This window comes from Actinomadura hibisca NBRC 15177 (assembly GCF_001552635.1).
Classification (GTDB): Bacteria; Actinomycetota; Actinomycetes; order Streptosporangiales; family Streptosporangiaceae; genus Spirillospora; species Spirillospora hibisca.
Window position 1 is genome coordinate 84,402 of record NZ_BCRO01000027.1, and the last position, 16,622, is coordinate 101,023.

General features: G+C 71.7%; 8 protein-coding genes and 1 pseudogene. 6 read left to right on the forward strand and 3 right to left on the reverse strand.

Translation table 11 applies throughout. The features are described from left to right. The first annotated feature begins 83 nt into the window (after nucleotides 1-83). Together AH6_RS13900 and AH6_RS13905 are read left to right on the forward strand one after the other, a co-directional pair. Nucleotides 84-2,909 carry an ATP-binding protein gene (locus AH6_RS13900; protein WP_067479326.1) on the forward strand — a complete coding sequence of 942 codons (2,826 nt, stop codon included), beginning with the start codon at nucleotides 84-86 and terminating at the stop codon, nucleotides 2,907-2,909. Between the two features lie 150 nt (nucleotides 2,910-3,059). Continuing rightward, nucleotides 3,060-3,701, forward strand: a complete 642-nt coding sequence (locus tag AH6_RS13905; RefSeq protein WP_157431454.1) for a hypothetical protein — start codon at nucleotides 3,060-3,062, stop codon at nucleotides 3,699-3,701. A gap of 88 nt (nucleotides 3,702-3,789) precedes the next feature. Here the strand turns inward: AH6_RS13905 and AH6_RS13910 are convergent, their stop codons facing one another. Both AH6_RS13910 and AH6_RS13915 read right to left on the reverse strand, forming a co-directional pair. Beyond that, complete coding sequence (locus tag AH6_RS13910) at nucleotides 3,790-4,158, reverse strand: peptidase inhibitor family I36 protein (RefSeq protein WP_067479330.1); 369 nt, start codon at nucleotides 4,156-4,158, stop codon at nucleotides 3,790-3,792. A 333-nt stretch (nucleotides 4,159-4,491) separates the two neighbouring features. Then, nucleotides 4,492-5,454, reverse strand: a complete 963-nt coding sequence (locus AH6_RS13915; protein ID WP_169807849.1) for a methyltransferase — start codon at nucleotides 5,452-5,454, stop codon at nucleotides 4,492-4,494. A gap of 353 nt (nucleotides 5,455-5,807) precedes the next feature. Between AH6_RS13915 and AH6_RS44670 the strand changes: the two genes are divergently transcribed. The 3 genes and pseudogenes from AH6_RS44670 to AH6_RS47070 all read left to right on the forward strand — a co-directional run. Next, the gene (locus AH6_RS44670; RefSeq protein WP_169807850.1) at nucleotides 5,808-6,224 is read left to right on the forward strand and encodes a nuclear transport factor 2 family protein; all 417 of its coding nucleotides are present in this window, start codon (nucleotides 5,808-5,810) and stop codon (nucleotides 6,222-6,224) included. Between the two features lie 200 nt (nucleotides 6,225-6,424). Beyond that, on the forward strand, nucleotides 6,425-7,621 hold the full coding sequence (locus AH6_RS13925) for an FAD-dependent oxidoreductase (RefSeq protein ID WP_067479336.1): 1,197 nt from the start codon (nucleotides 6,425-6,427) through the stop codon (nucleotides 7,619-7,621). A gap of 75 nt (nucleotides 7,622-7,696) precedes the next feature. Continuing rightward, nucleotides 7,697-8,173 (forward strand): annotated as a pseudogene (locus AH6_RS47070) (FAD-dependent oxidoreductase); the annotation flags it as partial. 250 nt (nucleotides 8,174-8,423) lie between these two features. Here the strand turns inward: AH6_RS47070 and AH6_RS13930 are convergent. Further along, nucleotides 8,424-15,122: an FG-GAP-like repeat-containing protein gene (locus AH6_RS13930; protein WP_067479338.1), complete on the reverse strand. Its 6,699-nt coding sequence runs from the start codon at nucleotides 15,120-15,122 to the stop codon at nucleotides 8,424-8,426. A gap of 277 nt (nucleotides 15,123-15,399) precedes the next feature. Between AH6_RS13930 and AH6_RS13935 the strand changes: the two genes are divergently transcribed. Continuing rightward, complete coding sequence (locus AH6_RS13935; protein ID WP_067479340.1) at nucleotides 15,400-16,566, forward strand: cytochrome P450; 1,167 nt, start codon at nucleotides 15,400-15,402, stop codon at nucleotides 16,564-16,566. Nucleotides 16,567-16,622: the final 56 nt, after the last annotated feature.

Genomic DNA, 16,622 nt, shown 5'->3' on the forward strand with positions numbered 1-16,622 from the left:
ACCAGGAGTTTCGCCGCGGATACGACCTTTGGCGGAATGATGTCCGCTTGACACGCTGTTGGCCGAGATGCAGATTTGTTTCTGTGCCGCACGAGCTCGTTCTGGAACGTGAAACGGAACTGGAGGCACTGCGGGCCGCCGTCGCGGCCGGTGCGGACGGGGGGAGCGGGTTCCTTATCGTCAGCGGCAGCGCTGGCGTCGGCAAGACCCTGCTGCTCGGCCAGGCACGGCGGCTGGCCACCGAGTCGGGGCTGCGGGTCCTGAGCGCCCGGTGCACCCAGCTCGAACGCGACTACGCCTTCAGCGTCGTGCGGCAGCTGTTCGAACACCTGCTGATGGTGAGCGCTCCCGACCAGCGGGAGACCTGGCTGTCGGGCGCGGCCCGCGACTCGGCCGGTGTCGTGGGCGTCGCGGGAGCCGGATCGCCCAGCGGTGACTTCTCCCTGCTGCACAGCCTGTTCTGGCTCACCTCCAACATCTGCCAGGACGGACCGCTGGTCCTGCTCGTGGACGACCTGCACTGGGCCGACGAGGCGTCGCTGCGGCTCCTGGCCTTTCTCCAGCCCCGCCTGGAGGACCTCAACCTGCTGGTGGTCGGCGCCATGCGTCCCGCCGAACAGCGGGCGGCGGTGAAGCTGCTGGACACCATCATCGGCGACCCCAGCTGCACGGTCCTGGAGCCGGGCCCGCTCAGCGCCGCCGCCGCCGTCACCGTGCTGGCCCACGCCTTCGAGCGCGACCCCGACCCCGGCTTCACCGACGCCTGCCACTGCGCGACGGCGGGCAACCCGCTGCTGCTGAGCGAGCTGGCCCGGGGCCTGGCCACCGAGGGGGTGGAGCCGGTGACCGACAACACCTCACAGGTGGTCGCCATCGGCACCCGCGCGGTCGCCCGGCGCGTGTCGGTCGAACTGGGCCGCCTGCCCTCCGACCACACCGAGGTCGCCGAGGCCGTGGCCGTCCTGGGCCGCCACGCGCACGTCGTGGAGATCTCCAAGCTGACGGGCCTGGACCCCGAGGACGTCGTCGCGGCGCTCGCCTCCCTGCACCGGGTGCGGATCCTGCAGCCCGCGACCGACGACGCCTTCGAGCCGCACTTCGACTTCGTCCATCCGCTGATGGCCGCCGGCGTGTACGAGGCGATGGACCGCAGCCGGCGCATCGCGGCCCACTCGGTGGCCGCGCACGCGCTGGCCGACAACCGGGCGCGGGCCGAGGAGGTCGCCGCGCACCTGCTGCACCTGCCCGCCCGCCACCAGACCCACGGCACCATCCTGCGGCACGCGGCCGACCAGGCGCTGGAGCGCGGCGCGCCCGAGGCCGCGCACACCTACCTGCGCCACGCCCTCACCGCCCCCATGTCCGACCAGGAGCGGCTCGAACTGCTGTCGGCGGCCGCACGCGCCGCCGTGCAGTTCCACCTGCCCTCGGCGATCGAGCACATGAGGGCCGCCATGTCGCTGACCGACGACCCGCGCGTCCGGGCCGAACTGGTGCTGTCGATGGGGTTCGGGATGCTCTGGGAGCGGCAGGTCGACGAGGCCGTCGCCCTGCTGACGCGGAGCATCGAGGAACTCCCCGACGACGAGGACGACCTGCGCCGCGGTCTTGAGGCCATCCTGCTGGACGTGCCGTTCGTCGCCGTCGGCTGGACCGGCCTGCTCCAGCGGACCGAACGGCTGCGCGCCCTGCCCGCCACCGGCACCCTGCGCGCGGCCATGCTGGACGCCATGATCGCCTGCGTGGACTGCTACGGCGCCCGGCCGTCGGCCATCACCTACGCCCACCGGGCGCTGAACAGCCCCGAGCTGCGCGCGGCCGCGCGCAACGGGGCGGCCGCGCTGGGCGCCTACTTCTCCATCGCGCTCCACGACCTGGCCCAGGGCGCCGACCTGTACGACTCCCTCCACCAGGAGGCGCAGGACCACGGCGTCGGGATGACCCTGGTGGTCACCCACATGTACCGGGGCATGACCCGGCTGCGGCGCGGCGAGCTGGCGGCGGCCGAGGAGGACCTGCTGGCCTCCCAGCGGCTGTCCAGGGTGCTGCCGCTGACGGTGACGATGCCGGTCATCGCCGGTCTGCACGCGGAGACGCTGCTGGAGCAGGGCAGGGCCGAGGAGGCCAGGGCGATGCTGGCGCGGGTGCGACTGCCCGACCCGCTGCCGCAGAACGGAGTGTTCGACTACCACCTCATCGCCACCTCGATGGCGCTGCGCGCCGAGGACGACCACGCCAGAGCGCTCACGTTCGCGCTGGCGGCGGGAGAGCGGTGCGACGACCACGGCAACCTCAACCCCACGCTGGCCCCGTGGCGCACCGAGGCCGCCCACAGCCTGCGCATGCTGGACCGGACGCAGGAGGCGCTGGACCTCGCCCTGGAGGAGTTGGAGCTGGCGCGGCGCTGGGGCGGCCCCTTCGCCATCGGCCGGGCCCTGCGCGTGGTGGCCTCGCTCAGGAGCGGCGAGGAGGCCCTGGACCTGCTCGTGGAGGCCCGCCAGACGCTCCTGCCGGCCTCGGCGCGGCTGGAGCTGGCCAAGACGGAGATCGACCTGGGCGCGGTGCTGCGCCGCCGCAACGACCGGCAGCGAAGCCGCCCCCACCTGACGGCGGGCCTGGACCTGGCCGCGCAGTGCGGGGCGGCCCGCCTGGTGGAGTCCGCGCGCACCCAGCTGCACGCCATCGGCGCACGGCCGCGCAGGACCGCCGTCACCGGCGTGAAGTCGCTGACTCCCAGCGAGCTGCGCGCGGCCACCCTGGCCGCTGAGGGCTTCAGCAACCGGGAGGTCGCGCAGCGCCTCTTCGTGACCACCAAGACGGTCGAGGTCCACCTGTCCAACGCCTATCGCAAGCTCGGGATCTCGCGACGCGACCAGCTGGGCCCGCTGCTCGACGGGTCCGGAGCCTAGCGCCCGTCCCGGCCGCCGTCACCTCCCGGCCACCGTCACCGGTCCCGTCGCCCGGATACCGGATCGCTGCGGATGACCCGCAAGTGGAACTTCTGCGACGAGCCCTGGCGGCCGACAGTGATCCTCACGACCACACGAGGGAGATGACACATGAGAGGGAACAACAGCGGCCGGTGGACGGGCCTGATGGCGGCGCTCCTGGCCTGCCCGCTCCTGGCGGCGACCGGCGGTCCGGCGCAGGCTGCCGCGGCGGGCACCACGACCGTCAGGGTCGGCTTCGTGACGTACCAACCGATCGGGGTGGACGACTGTGGCGAGGGTGACTGCGACTCGATGGCGGTGTACGGTCAGCTCTTCGCGGGGACCTCGCTGGCCAGCGCCGCGCGGGAGTTCGGGAAGTGGGGAGGGATCGGGCAGCCGACGTGCAACCCCACCGTCGGCTCCGGATGGACCGATCTGGCTCCGGCCGACCTCGCCTGCATGAAGGGTGTGGAGGAGGACTTCCACTACCCGTTCAAGGACGTCCCGATGCGCACGCCGGTGGGATCGGGCCAGTACACCGGCTGGTCGACCGCGGCCAACGAGATCGTCCTGGCAGCCAAGGCCGGGTCGCAGATCAAGGTTCAGGTGCGGGTCGAGGACTACGACGTTCTCAGCGCCAACGACCCGGTCTGCACCGTCACCCAGACGATCGCCGTCCCCGCCGGCAAGAGCAGCGGCACGCACCAGATGCATCAGGCGTCCAACGGCGACGGCGGCTGCGAGGTCACCTACACCCTCACCACCTACTGACCCGCGTCGTCCAGACAGAGGACCGTCACCGGTGCGCCTTCTCGCAGGCGCACCGGTGACGGAGTGAGCCGGCCTCCCCCCAAAGCGGCTAGCTCACGGTCTTGAGGTAGGCCGCCGGAGTGGACACCGCCGACCGGCAGCTTCCGCACTGGCCGGACTGGCCGGGCGCGTCCCAGGTCACGATGACGGCGTAGTCGACGTCGAACAGGCCGACCCTGCTGGTGGAGTTGTTGATCCCGGAACCCGGGGCGAACGGCAGCGATGTGTAGGAACCGGTCGGCGTGACGTCGTGCTGGGTCCCGGTGTAGCTGCTCCCGCTGAACAGGCACACCTTGCCCGACGCGCACGACGGGGTCGCGCTGGCGGGGGTGACGGCGAACAGGGACAGCGCGGCCAGCCCCGTTCCCGTGACGATCGTGGTGAGGAGGCGACGCGCGTTCCGGTGACGAGCGATCATGCTCATCCCTCTCTTCGTAGGTCGGAGCGGGACGTGCGGCCCGCCACCTCCGAAACTCCTCCCGGCCGCCGGAGACCGCCATGACCAGTACGGACCGGCTAGCGGTGATGAGCGGTCCGGCCTGGGCAGGGAACGGCCGGACGGAGGGTCCGGATCGGGCGCGGCCTCCGCTTCGGGGGGCTCTGAAGCGGAGGCCGCGCCCTTCCGGCCAGCAGACGCCTCAGCGGGGCGGCGTCTGCTGGCGCGGTCACCCGACCGCCCAGCCATCGTCACGTCCGTCCGCCGCGCCGGGAAAGGTCCAGTCCGCCTGCACCACGACCGGTCCACTCCGGGTCAGGCCGGGCTGGCGGTCATGATGTCGATGGCCGCCGTGGGGACGTGCCCGGTGAGCAGGAGACCCGCCTCCCGGAGCAGGGCGGCGTGCTCGCCGACCGTGCGGACCTGACCGCCGGGCGTCGCCATCATGTGCAGGTCCAGCAGGTGGGCGAACGAGGGCTGGTTGGGCTCGCCGATGGTGCGCTCGCAGACCAGCAGCTCCCCGCCCGCGGGCAGGGCGGCGCGGCAGTTGCGCAGGATGGCGACCACGTCGTCGTCGGCCCAGTTGTGCAGCGTGTTCTTGACCACGATGAGGTCGGCTCCCCGGGGCACGGTGTCGCGGAAGTCCCCGCCGACGAGGACGCACCGGTCCACCGGGAGCTCGCCGCGGTCCCGCGCGAGCCCGACCGTCGCGGGCTGGTCGAACAGGACGCCGGACAGGTGCGCGTGGTCGGCCAGCAGCCGCGACAGGAGTCCGCCGGTGCCGCCGCCCACGTCCATGACCCTGGTGGCCCGGGCGAAGTCGTGGGTGTGGCTGATGATCGGATCCTCGTCGCGCGACAGCTCCCGCATGGCCGCGTTGAAGATGGCGGACTCCTCGGGCCGGTCCCGGTAGTACTCGAACACCCCGACGCCGTGATGGTGGGCGAAGGCGGTGCCGCCGAGGCGGATCGCGTCCTGGAAGGACGCCCACGCGCGGTACTGCTCGCCGCCCAGCATCAGCAGCGTGTGGCGGACCGAGTTGGGCGCGTCGGTCCGCAGCGGAGCGCCGAGCGGGGTGAGGGCGAAGCGACCGTCGGGTTCCTGATGGAAGACTCCCAGCCCGGCCAGCGCTCTCAGCAGGCGGTACAGCGGGCGGGGCTGGACGTCCAACCGCGCGGCCAGGTCGTCGGCGCTGGCGGGGCCGTGGCCGAGCAGGTCGGCGACGCCGAACCTGGCGACGGCGTGCAGGGCCTGGTTGATCCAGGCGCCCGCGCTCATCCGCACCAGCGTCCATTCCGGCGGTGGGTCGGATGCCCGGGCGGGGTCTGGTCCTGCGGGTCGCATGAGGGTCTCCACTGTTGGGGGCACGCTGGTCACCGACGAGAGGCTGCACCGAATCTAGGAGGCGGATCGCGCGACCCCGCGATCCACTCCCGGCCGATCTTCGGGCGGCACTGGTTCGGCCCGGACGCCGCGACGTCGGCGTCCGTGGTCGGGGGGAGCAGGCCACTCAGCCGCCTGACCGTGCGGTGAGCGGTCCTCCCCACCGCCGGGCCCGCTGCCACGATGAGCGTGACCGGTGTGGCGCGTGGACCCGGCCGGCTTCGCGGGCCGGGAGTTGGGAGGCCAAGGTGACACAGGATTTCTGGACGCCCCGATCTCCGGCCGAGGAGGTCGTGCTGTCGGTCTACGACGCGGTCCGGCGTGGCGACGAGGCCGCGGTCCACGCGCTCCTGGACCCCGGCGTCGAGATCCACGAGGCGCCCTCGATGCCCTACGGAGGAGTGTTCCGGGGACACCAGGGCTGGACGGAGGTGGTGGCGGCGCTCTTCGCGACCTGGCAGGACTACGAGGTGTCCTTCGACCTGATCACGTCCAGCGGGGAGCACGTGGTGGCGCTGCTGCGGCTGCGCGGGCGGATCGGGACGTCGGCCGATCCCGTGGAGATGCCGCTGGCCGAGGTCTGGCGCGTCCGCGACGGAAGGGTGACCGAGTTGCGTCCCTACTACTGGGACACCGCCGAACTCGCCCGCCTGGCCGCTTCCTGAATCCTGCCGGCCGGAGACCGGGTCAGCGACGGCGGCGCAGACTCGACCGACGGGGGAATCCGCCGTCGACATCTCCAGGATCGCCGTACATCTCCTGGCGCTCACCCATGACCGTTGACGCCGCGCGTGACGGGGCCTAGCCTCCAGCTACCCGAATAGTTAGAAAAATCCTCTAATTCGTTCGGGAGCGGGAGGCGGTCATGGCCAGTGTCGCGATCATCGGTGCCGGTCCCGGCGGGATGAGCGCCGCGCTGGCGCTGCACCGGGCGGGCGTCCGGGTGTCGCTGTCGGAGGGCCGGTCCACCACCGGCGCGGCCGGTTCGGGCCTCAGCCTGTCGGCGCCGCCGATGCTGGTGCTGCGCCGCCTCGGCGTGGACGTCGAGGGTCTGGGCGCGCCCGCGCGGCTGGCGTTCTGCCGCCACGACGGCCGTCCCCGGGCCGCCTTCCCCGCCTTGCCCGACATCGAGCGGGACGTCGGCTCGGCGTTCTTCGGGATGTTGCGCCCCGACCTGTACGAGCGCATGGCCGCCGCGCTGCCCGCCGGGATCCTGCGGACCGGGCGCCGGTGCGTCGGCCTGGAGCAGGACGGCGAGCGGGTCCGGGCGCGCTTCTCCGACGGCGGCCAGGTGACCGCCGACGTCCTGGTCGGAGCCGACGGGATCGGCTCGACGGTCCGCCGCGTCCTGCACGGGCCGGGCCGGATCGACTACCACGGCTTCGTCTGCTGGCAGGGCTACTGCGAGCTGGAGGGTCCCAACCGTGAGGTGGGCCGGATCTGCCACGACCGCGACACGCAGGCGAGCTGGACGCCGATCCTGCACCGGGGCCGCCCGTACTGGCAGTGGTGGGTGCTGGAACCCTGGCCGAAGGGGGTGCCGTTCTCCGGCGACGCCACACGACACCTGTCCCGCAGGCTGACGGCCTGGACCGACCCGCTGCCCGCGCTGGTGGCCGCCACCCGTCCCGACCGCATCCTGCGCCGCGAGGTGGTGGACCGGCCCCGGCTGCGCACCTGGTCGGCGGGCCGGGTCACCCTGCTCGGCGACGCCGCGCACGCCACCTCGCCGTACGCGGCCTACGGCGCGGGCATGGCGATCGAGGACGGCTACCACCTGGCCGCGCAACTGACCGGACGCGACCTGTCCGACCCGGTCCAGGTACGCGCCGGACTGGCGGCCTACGAGCGGCAGCGCGCCGCCCGCACCGCGCGCACGGCGGCGTTCGCCCGGCGGCTGGGACGCGCCTTCCACTCGCCGAACCGGCCGTGGCAGCACCTGCGCGACCTGCTGCTCGACCACACCACGATCCCCGAACGGCTCCTGGTCGCCGGGTACACCAGGACGCTGCGGGAGGAGGTCCGGCTCGTCACCGGTCCCGGGCGCGGAGACCCGCCGTGAACCCCGTCGAGCGCCTGCTTCCGTCCCAGCCTCGCCGGTTTCCCGCCGAGCGCCTTCCCCGCCAGGAGCGGTCCAGTGAGAGCCATCGTCGTCGGCGGGGGCATAGGCGGACTGTTCTGCGCCGTCGCGTTGCGTGAGGCCGGTCTGGACGCGACCGTGTACGAGCGGTATCCGCGGGTCCGCCCGGCCGGGGCCGGGATCACGCTGTGGGCCAACGCGCTCAGGCTCTTCCAGCGGTACGGCATGTTGGAGGACCTGCTGGCGCGAGCCGGGACGTTCGAGCGGTCGGAGTTCCGCACCGCCTCCGGGCGCACCCTGGCGAGCGTGTCCCTGCGGGAGCTGGTGGCCCGGTACGGCCTGCCGACGGTGTGCCTGCACCGTCACCACGTCTCGGACGTGCTGGTCAGGCGGCTGGGCGACGACGGCCTTCGGCTCGGCGCGCCGGTGGTGGACGTCGTCGAGCACCACGACCGCGTCCGCGTCCTGTTCGCCGACGGCGGCGCCGTCGAAGGCGACGTCCTGATCGGGGCCGACGGCGTCCACTCGACGGTGCGTTCCCGTCTCATGCCCGACGCCCGTCCCTACCACGACGGGCAGACTGGCCGCGATGGACGGCCCGGTGACCTCCCGGCTCCGCGACCTCGCTCTGCGCCTGACTCCGGAGCGGGCGCTGCTGGAGTCGTTCGCCAAACCCGCCGACTACCAGATTCCCTGGTGACAACGGCGGCACGGCGGGTTCCGACGCCGGAACGGCGGACACCGCCACGGTGGTTCGTGGCGGCGTCTCCCGTTCGCGGTGGGACTATGGCTTGCAGGTCTTGCCTGCCGTACAAGCCGCCCACACGTGGTTGCCGGTGCCCTCCTGGATCAACCAGGACAGCGGGGTCGGCGAGTCGACCGTGACAGAGTCGGCCATGATGATCAGCTGATGGTCCGGTGGGATGAGGATGTAGTCCGGCATGTAGCTGTCCTCCAGATGCGTTGCCATTCCCTCCAGTTGGTCGGCGTGGGGTCCGCCGTGTTCCAGGACCTCGGTGAGGTAGCCGTGGTCACCCCGCTCCAGCGCCCGGCCGACATCGTCGGAGATCCTGGCTCCGGCGCGCGGCGACGTCACGCTGGTGCCCTTGGGAACCTGGAACGTGAAGCTCGGATCGAAGCCGTGTCCGGCGAAGGCCTTTCCGGTGCCGCCGGGGACGACCCAGATGGTCTTCCCGTTCGGCAGGACCCTTTGCGCCGCGGTGTCGGCCACCACGTCCGCTCCCGTCGCCCGGGCGGTGGGGCTGCGGTAGGCGCCGGCGAGGCCCAGCAGGTCGTCGGCGGATCCGACCGGCGCCATCCTGACCTTCGGGAAGGGCGCCCAGGTGAACCCGATGGCGATCGCGTTGACCAGGTGCTGGGTGTCGCTGAGCGACTTCTCGGCGTTGCGCGCCTGGTCCTCGTTCTGCGGGGCGTTGGCTGCGCCGCACTGGAAGCCGCACACGAGCGGGACGATGATGTCGTGCGCCAGGACGTCGACGAACTCCCGGCCGTAGTCGTCGCCCATGCTCGCCATCACCCGGCCCGAGTAGGCGTTGTTGCCGAGGTGGCAGCCGACCTGGCAGAACGAGGGCCCGACGGCGCCGTCGGCGTCGGAGTGACCCGGCCCGATCGGCCCGCCCCACGGGCTGCCGTTGACGACCTGGTTGACCCAGTAGGCCACGCTGGGCTGGCCCTCGCGCGGGGGACTGACGGCGATCACGTCGATGCAGCCCGCGCCGGGATCGGCGCAGGGGTCGGGGTTGAAGCCGCTGGGGTCGGTGGAGTTGAGCGGGCTGTTGTTGACGTAGCTGTAGGCGTTCCAGTTCTGGCCGTTGAGCTCTGAGACGACCGGGTCCGCGCTGAGGAACCGTTTCATGGCGGGGTCGTAGCTGCGGCCTCTCATGTTGATGAGGCCCAGGTCGTCGTCGTGCTCGTGGCCGGTGAAGCCGTTGTGGACGGCGCCGACGCCGCCGGTGAAGGCGCCGCCGTCGGCGTTGACGCGCTGGCCGAACGGATCGTAGTAGTGGCGTTTGTCGACGCTGCCGTCGGCGCTGACGACCTGGCCGGTGCTGCCGAGCGCGTCGGTCAGGGAGTGCAGGACCTTGGTGGTCTTGGCCTGCTCGTCGAAGACGATCTGCGAACCGGCGACCTTGAAGACGTGTTCGGTCTTGGAGCCGTTGACGCGCTTCTCGTACAGGTTTCCGACGTACAGGGTGCTGGCGCCGGGTCTGGACTTCTTACCGCGGCGGCCGAGCGCGTCGTGCAGGACGGTCCAGGTGTTGCTTCCCAGGGTGACGGTCTTCGGCAGGTCGAAGGAGGTGAAGTCGATGGTGCGGGCGACCGCGCCGGTCCGGCTGGTGTTGCGGCCCTGCTGGTCGTAGCCGTAGTCGGTGGTGGCGTGCGACGGCAACGCGGTGATCCTGGTGAGGGTGTGCGGCTGGCCGCCGTCGGCCTTGCCGTAGGTGCGGTGCTCGACCGGGTTCCCAGCGCGGCTGACGCCGGTGAGGTTGCCGTCGGCGCTGTAGGCGTAGGTGGTGGGAACGGGGGCCGGTGCGGGGCCGCCGGGTTCGCCCGCGCCCAGGTTCCAGGTCGTGAGCCTGCCGAGGGAGTCGTAGTCGAAGGTCTCCTTGCGCAGGGTCTCGCCGTCGTCGGTCGTCCGCGACCTGACCAGGCCGTTGTCCCAGAAGGTGTAGTCGGTCTCCGACAGGTCCGCGCCGTTCCTGCTGGCCTTCTGGCCGGTGAGCAGGCCGGTGGGCCCGTCGTAGGTGTTGTGGAGGTCGATGCCGCCGGCCAGGGTCGCGTCGGTGACGGCCATGTCGGCGTTGCGGCCGGTGATCTCCAGGAGCGGCGTCGGGTTCTGCGGGTCGGACACGTCGGCGACCTTGCTCACCTGCTGCCACGCGTTCCTGGTGAACTCGGCGGTGAAGCGCGCACGGCCGGGGACCTGCGGGTAGGCGACGGTCTTGACCCGCCCGTCGGCGTCGTAGCCGTAGTCGACGCTGTGGGTGTTCTGGCCCTCGCTCAGGTCCTGTCCGGTCCGCCGTCCCAGCGAGTCGTACCGGTAGCCGGTGGCCAGCCCGTCGGGTCCTTGGGCCGAGGCCAGCTGTCCCTTGCCGTTGGCGGCGGTGTCCCAGGTGAAGACGGAGGTCGCTCCCGCCGCCTTGCTGCTGGTGAGACGGCCGATGTCGTCGTAGGCGAAGATCTCGGCCAGCGGTCCCCGCGTCCTCTTGACGGTCTGTCCGAGGCCGTCGTACTCCACGGTCGTGGCGCCCCGATCCGGGTGGTTCTCGCCGACGGGGCGGCCCAGCCTGTCGTAGGTGTAGTCGGTGACCGACCCCTGTGGTGTGGTCACCTTGTCCAGCAGGTCGAACGGTTCCCATTGGTATCCGGTGGTGAGCGGCTGGTCGGGCTGGCCCGGCCGCTTCAGCACGTCGACCCTGCTGGTCACGCGGCCGTTCTTGTCGGTGGTCAGGCGGGACTCGTTGCCCAGCGGGTCCCAGATCCTCTTCTCGAACATGGAGTACTGGGCGGTGACGTCGCCGCCGCCCGGCAGCTTGATCTGCAGGGGCCGGTTCAGGGTGTCGTAGGAGTAGACGAGCTGGCCCTGCACGCCGTCGGGCCTGGTGCGCGACCTCACCCGGCCGAGCCGGTCGTAGGTCGCCCTGGTGGTCACCGCGCCTCCGCCGGAGCCGGGCAGCCTGCTGGACAGGACGTTGCCGAGGCCGTCGCTGGTCACGCGGCCCTCCGCCGACCCGGCGGTCAGGATGACCTCGAGGCCGTTGGCGCCGCCGAAGGCGTCGGCGCGGCCGGTGTACTCGAAGCTCTTCTTCTGGTCACCCTGCCGTTGCATGCTGGTGACGCGGCCGAAGCCGTCGTAGGTGGCGACGTCCTGGACGCCGTTGACGTCCATGCCCACCACCGGCACGCCGTAGGCGGGATGGACCGCCGTCCAGGTGGAGGGCACGTAGGCGGCGTCGCGTTCGGTCCAGACCTGGGAGGCGAAGATCCGCTCGTCGGGCGCCTGGGGGTACAGGGGCGTGTACTCGATGTGCCGACGCTGGAGCTGGGTTTCGGGAGCGGCGTCGGTGACCGTGGTCAGGACGCCGAGGGTGTCATAGCCGTAGGTGACGGCGCGGCGCTGTCTCAGGTCGGGGTTGGTCCGCTCGAACTCCGTCGTCTCCAGCAGGCCCGCCGCGTTGTAGGAGTGGTCGACCCGGCGCGTGACCGGGCCCGGATCGTTGTCGGGCTCGGCCCTGGTCACCGTCTGCGTGACCGGCAGGCCGATGAGCCAGTCGGCGGTCCGGTTCTCGTAGGCGAGGTTGGTCCACTCCTTCACGCCGCCCTCGACCGCGCTGTAGCGCGAGGCGACGTTGCCGAACGCGTCGTAGGTGACGTGCAGGTCGGTCCGGCGCGACGCGTTGGCGGGCTCGGCCACGTTCCAGACGTGCTCGTCGAGGGTGTTCTGCGCGGAGAAGGCGTCGTTCCAGGTGAGGTTGACCTGCTGTTCCCACTCCTTGGTGTAGGACTTCTTCGGCAGCACCATGTAGGTGGAGCCGTTGTTGGACTGGCGCACCTCGGTCTCGTGGACGACCGACCTGCTGATCCGCGCGGTGGCCGTGACCGGTTTGGCCTCCAGTTGCGCCTGGGTGAGGATCGGCGTCTTGACGGTCACCGACGCGGGCACGGCGGTGTGCGGGTGGTACTTGCCGTTCGCGGTGGTGGACCGGTGGCTGTAGGCCGTCACGGTCTCGGTCGCCTGGTCGGGATCCCAGGCCACGACCTTGGCGAACCCCAGGAAACCCCGGCCGCGCAGGTCGGCGACGGGATCGTCGTAGGAGTAGTGGGTGACGCGGGCGCCCGCCGACAGGACCGCGGGGTTGACGAAGTGCGCGCGCGAGGTGGTCTTGCGGACGACCGTGAGTCCCTTGCGCAGGCACGTGAGCGGATAGCCGCACAGGTGGACGGGCTTGGCCGACGGGTCGGCCTCCCAGGAGGTCGAGTACTCGACCTCCTCGCGCGGCCAGGCCGTCTCCTGGTCGCGCACGCCGGTGAGCAGGTCGGCGAGCTCGGCCTTTTGCTCGAAGACCCTGAGCTGGCCCGTCGCGGTGACGGTCACCAGGTCCTTGCGGCCGTCGCCGTTGAAGTCGCCGACGCCCGACATGGTGCGGCCGAAGCCCGGCACGTTCAGGTGGTCACCGCCGTCGATCTTGACTTCGGTGAACGTGCCGTCGCCCTTGGACAGGTGGACCCAGATGCTGGTGCCGTCGCCCGCCGTGGCGCCGAACTTCACGATGTCGGTCCGGCCGTCACCGTTCATGTCGGCGAGCCGGCAGTTCTTGAGGCACTCACCGACGCCGGAACCGGACTGGTGGCGCGTCCCGTTGCCGGTGTTCCAGGCGATGTGACCGTCCTGGCCGAAGACCGTGTCCTCCAGGCCGTCGCCGTTGAAGTCGCCCGACTTCACCGCGGGCAGGAACTGGTTGGCCGTCAGGAACCGGTTCTCCGAGCTGCCCGCCGCGACGCGCTGCGGGGTGGCGGTCGCCGTGGCCGCGCCCGGGTCCAGGCCCATGCTCCAGCCGGACTCGACGCACTTCAGGTCGGCCTCGACCACCTTGCGCTCACCGGTCAGCAGCTCGGCGCGGCCGTCCCCGTTGAGATCGGTGATCCGGGTCGAACAGCCCGCGGCGACCGTGGAGCCGATCGTGGGACCGAGCGGGGAGAACGGCGCGCTGGAGCCTTCGTTCATACGGATCTCGTAGGAGCCGTAGTCGAAGTCGGTGTTCCACCCGGCCTCCAGGATGCCTTTCGCCTGGGAGCCCTGGATCAGGTCGGGCCGCCCGTCGCCGTTGAGGTCGGCCCAGTCCGAGGGGACGCACGGGGTGGCTCCGGAGGAGACCTTCTCCACTCCGGCGCACTCTTTTCCGACGATGCCGGTGCGCACGAACCTGTCGGCGACGCTGTCCCACTTCAGCAGCTCGAAACGGTGGTGGGTGACCAGGTCGCCGTCGTCGTCGTACCACTGGACGGGCGCCCAGACCTCGGACTTGCCGTCGTTGTCGTAGTCGACGGGGCGGGCCAGCGACACCGAGATGTTCGACGGCCAGCGGGGCTCGGCCGGCGCCGTGGCCTTCCACACGTCGTCGCGGAGCAGGCCGAGCGGCGCTCCGGACGCCGAGAAGCGGACGAAGGCGCGGTTGTTGGGTTCCTGTCCGACCTTGTCCCATCCGCCCCGGTAGTAGAACATGTCGTCGCGGCCGTCGCCGTCGAGGTCGGCGACGTGCATCGCCGGGACGAGCGGAGCCTCCGGCCAGCCGGCGGGGGCGGGCAGCCCGCTGTCGACCTTGATATGGCTCACGTTCATCGCCTTGAAGGACGGGGCGGCCGGTGGCTGCGACCAGTCGAACTCCTTGGCCCACAGGCAGGAGCCCATCGCGCACCTGGCGACCTTGGCCAGCAGGCTCCGGCCGCTGGTCGCGCTCTTCTTGTAGTCCAGGTCGTACTGCCAGGCCAGCTGGGTGCTGCCGGGGTTGGGCGCGAACATCTTGATCGCCTTGACGCGCCGGGTGGAGGCGAACCGGACGCCGTTCTGCCAGCGGTGGGTCGGGTCGGGCCGCGCTTCGGTCTCGAACTCCACGAAGCGGCGCGCCTCGGCGAACCCGCCGGCCGGGCCGAAGGTGTACTTGACCCGGTGGGGCAGGACCTCGAAGTCCTCCTGCCCGCCGACCGACTGGTACTCGTAGCGAACCTCGTTGCCCGAGCGGTCTCGCACCTTCGTCAGCAGCCAGACCACTCTCGGCGCGCCCGCGGGAGCGGTCTTGGTCTGGGGGTCGTCGCTCGCCGCCCAGTAGTCGAGGGTCGAGGTGGTGCGCGGGGCGCTCCACGCCAGGTACTCGCTGACCCTGCCGTCGCGGCTGTGGACCTTGAACACGCCGGGCCCCTCCGGCTTGAGCCCCTCCTGGACGATCTTGAGCACGGTGTCGGTCTCGGTCCGGTACTCCGTGCCCGACTCGCCGTAGCCGCCCGACACCGCCACGAGCTTCTGCCCGTCGAGGCAGAACCGGTCCTTGTTGGTGAACCGGACTCCGGCGACCGTTCCCTCGGTGGCCAGCGTCTCGGCGCAGCGCGTGACCGCCGACAGGCCCGACAGCGACCATCCGGTGCCGAACGGGCCGTCGCCCGCGCCGCTGGAGTAGCGCAGGGACAGCGACGGCTGCATTCCCGCGCGTCCCATGGGCACCTCCAGCGGCACCGTGCGCGTGTAGTCACCCGACGGTCCCACACCGGAGGTGCTGTTGAGATAGCCCACCCGGTCCCCCGCCTTGATCGGATCCGGTGGGAGCTGGACGGCGTGCGGCGGCGCGGGCGCCGTCGGAGGATCGGCCCACGCCGGCGCCGGCAGGGCCGCCAGCAGGGTCGCCATGATCGCCGTCACCAGCGCCCCGACGAACGGGGCTCGGAGCAGCGCGTTCCGACCGCGACCCATGTCCGATTCCTCTCGGTGGACGGTCCGGCTCCGCTCAGGTGGGGTGTCTCACCGTGGGGAGCCGGTGGTCACGAAGGAACGTAAGAGCCATCGAACCGATCACCCGAGTGCCACTAAGGAGACCGTTCGTGCGGACCACTTCGCGCCGCTCGTCCGGCGGACTCTAGGGGGTGTCCGGCCCAGACGTTGGGGCTGGTTCCGGTGCCGGACCCCAATGCCCCGCGCGCCCGTGCGGCCCAGTCTGGACCCGGACGGCTCGGCGACGACGGGAGTCGGAATGGACGAGGACCTCTCGATCAGTGAACTGCCCATCGGCCACGACCGCGACGCGGCCTACGCCCGGATCAGGGACCGGGGAGAGGTCACCGGCATCGACGGCAGCCTGGCGGTCACCTCCCGCCAGTGGGCCGAGCACGTGCTGCGCGACCCCGGCCTGTTCTCCTCTGAACGCGCCTTCGAGGGCGCGGGCAGCGCCGTCCCGATGCTGCCGATCGCGTTCGACCCGCCCGAGCACACCCGCTACCGCCGCCTGCTCCAGCCGCACTTCAGCCGGCGCAGCGTCCAGGCCATGCGGGACGAGGTGCGCGACCTCGCCGAACAGCTGGTCGGACGGGTCGCCGACGCAGGCTCCTGCGACTTCGTCGCCGAGGTCGCGGTCCCGCTGCCCGCACAGGTCTTCCTGACCATGTTCGGGCTGCCGCCGGAGCACCGCGACCGGCTCATCGCCTGGAAGGACGCCATCCTCACCGCGACCAGCACCCGCGGTACCGAGGCCCCCGACGAGCGGACCGCGAACGCCGCCGCCGAGCTGACCGGCTACCTGGTCGAGCACATCCGGGTCCGCCGGTCCGGTCCGCCACGTCCCGACCTGCTCGGCCGGCTCATCGGCGACCGGAGCGCCGACGCGCTGACCGACCGCGAACTGCTCGGTCTGTGCTTCCAGTTCGTGCTCGCCGGCCTGGACACCGTGACCTCCGCCTTGGCCAACGCCTTCGCGATCCTGGCCACCCGGCCGGACCTGCGGCGGCGGATCGTCGCCGATCCCGCGATCGTCCCCGCCGCCGTCGAGGAACTGCTGCGCGTCGACGGGCCCGTGCTGACCCTGCCGCGCGTCGCGGTCCGGGACACGGAGATCGCGGGCGCCGCCGTGCCCGCCGGGTGCCCGGTCCACGTGATCCTGGCGACGGCCAACCGTGACGGCGCCGAACACCCCGACCCCGACTCCGTCGACCTCGGGCGCGAACAGCCGCACCTCGCCTTCGGCAGCGGACCCCACTACTGCCTGGGCGTCCACCTCGCCAGGCTCGAGATGCAGACGGTCATGGAGGTCTGGCACCGGCACATCCCCGACTACCGCCTCGCCGACCACGCCACACCCACCGCGCGATGGCCCGCCGGCCTCGTCGGCGTCACCCGCCTTCCGCTGGTCCGTCCATCGGCGTGAGCCGATCCCGCCGCGCCGCGTCAGCGGTTCGCAGTGGCCCGGTCGTCTCCGCCGCT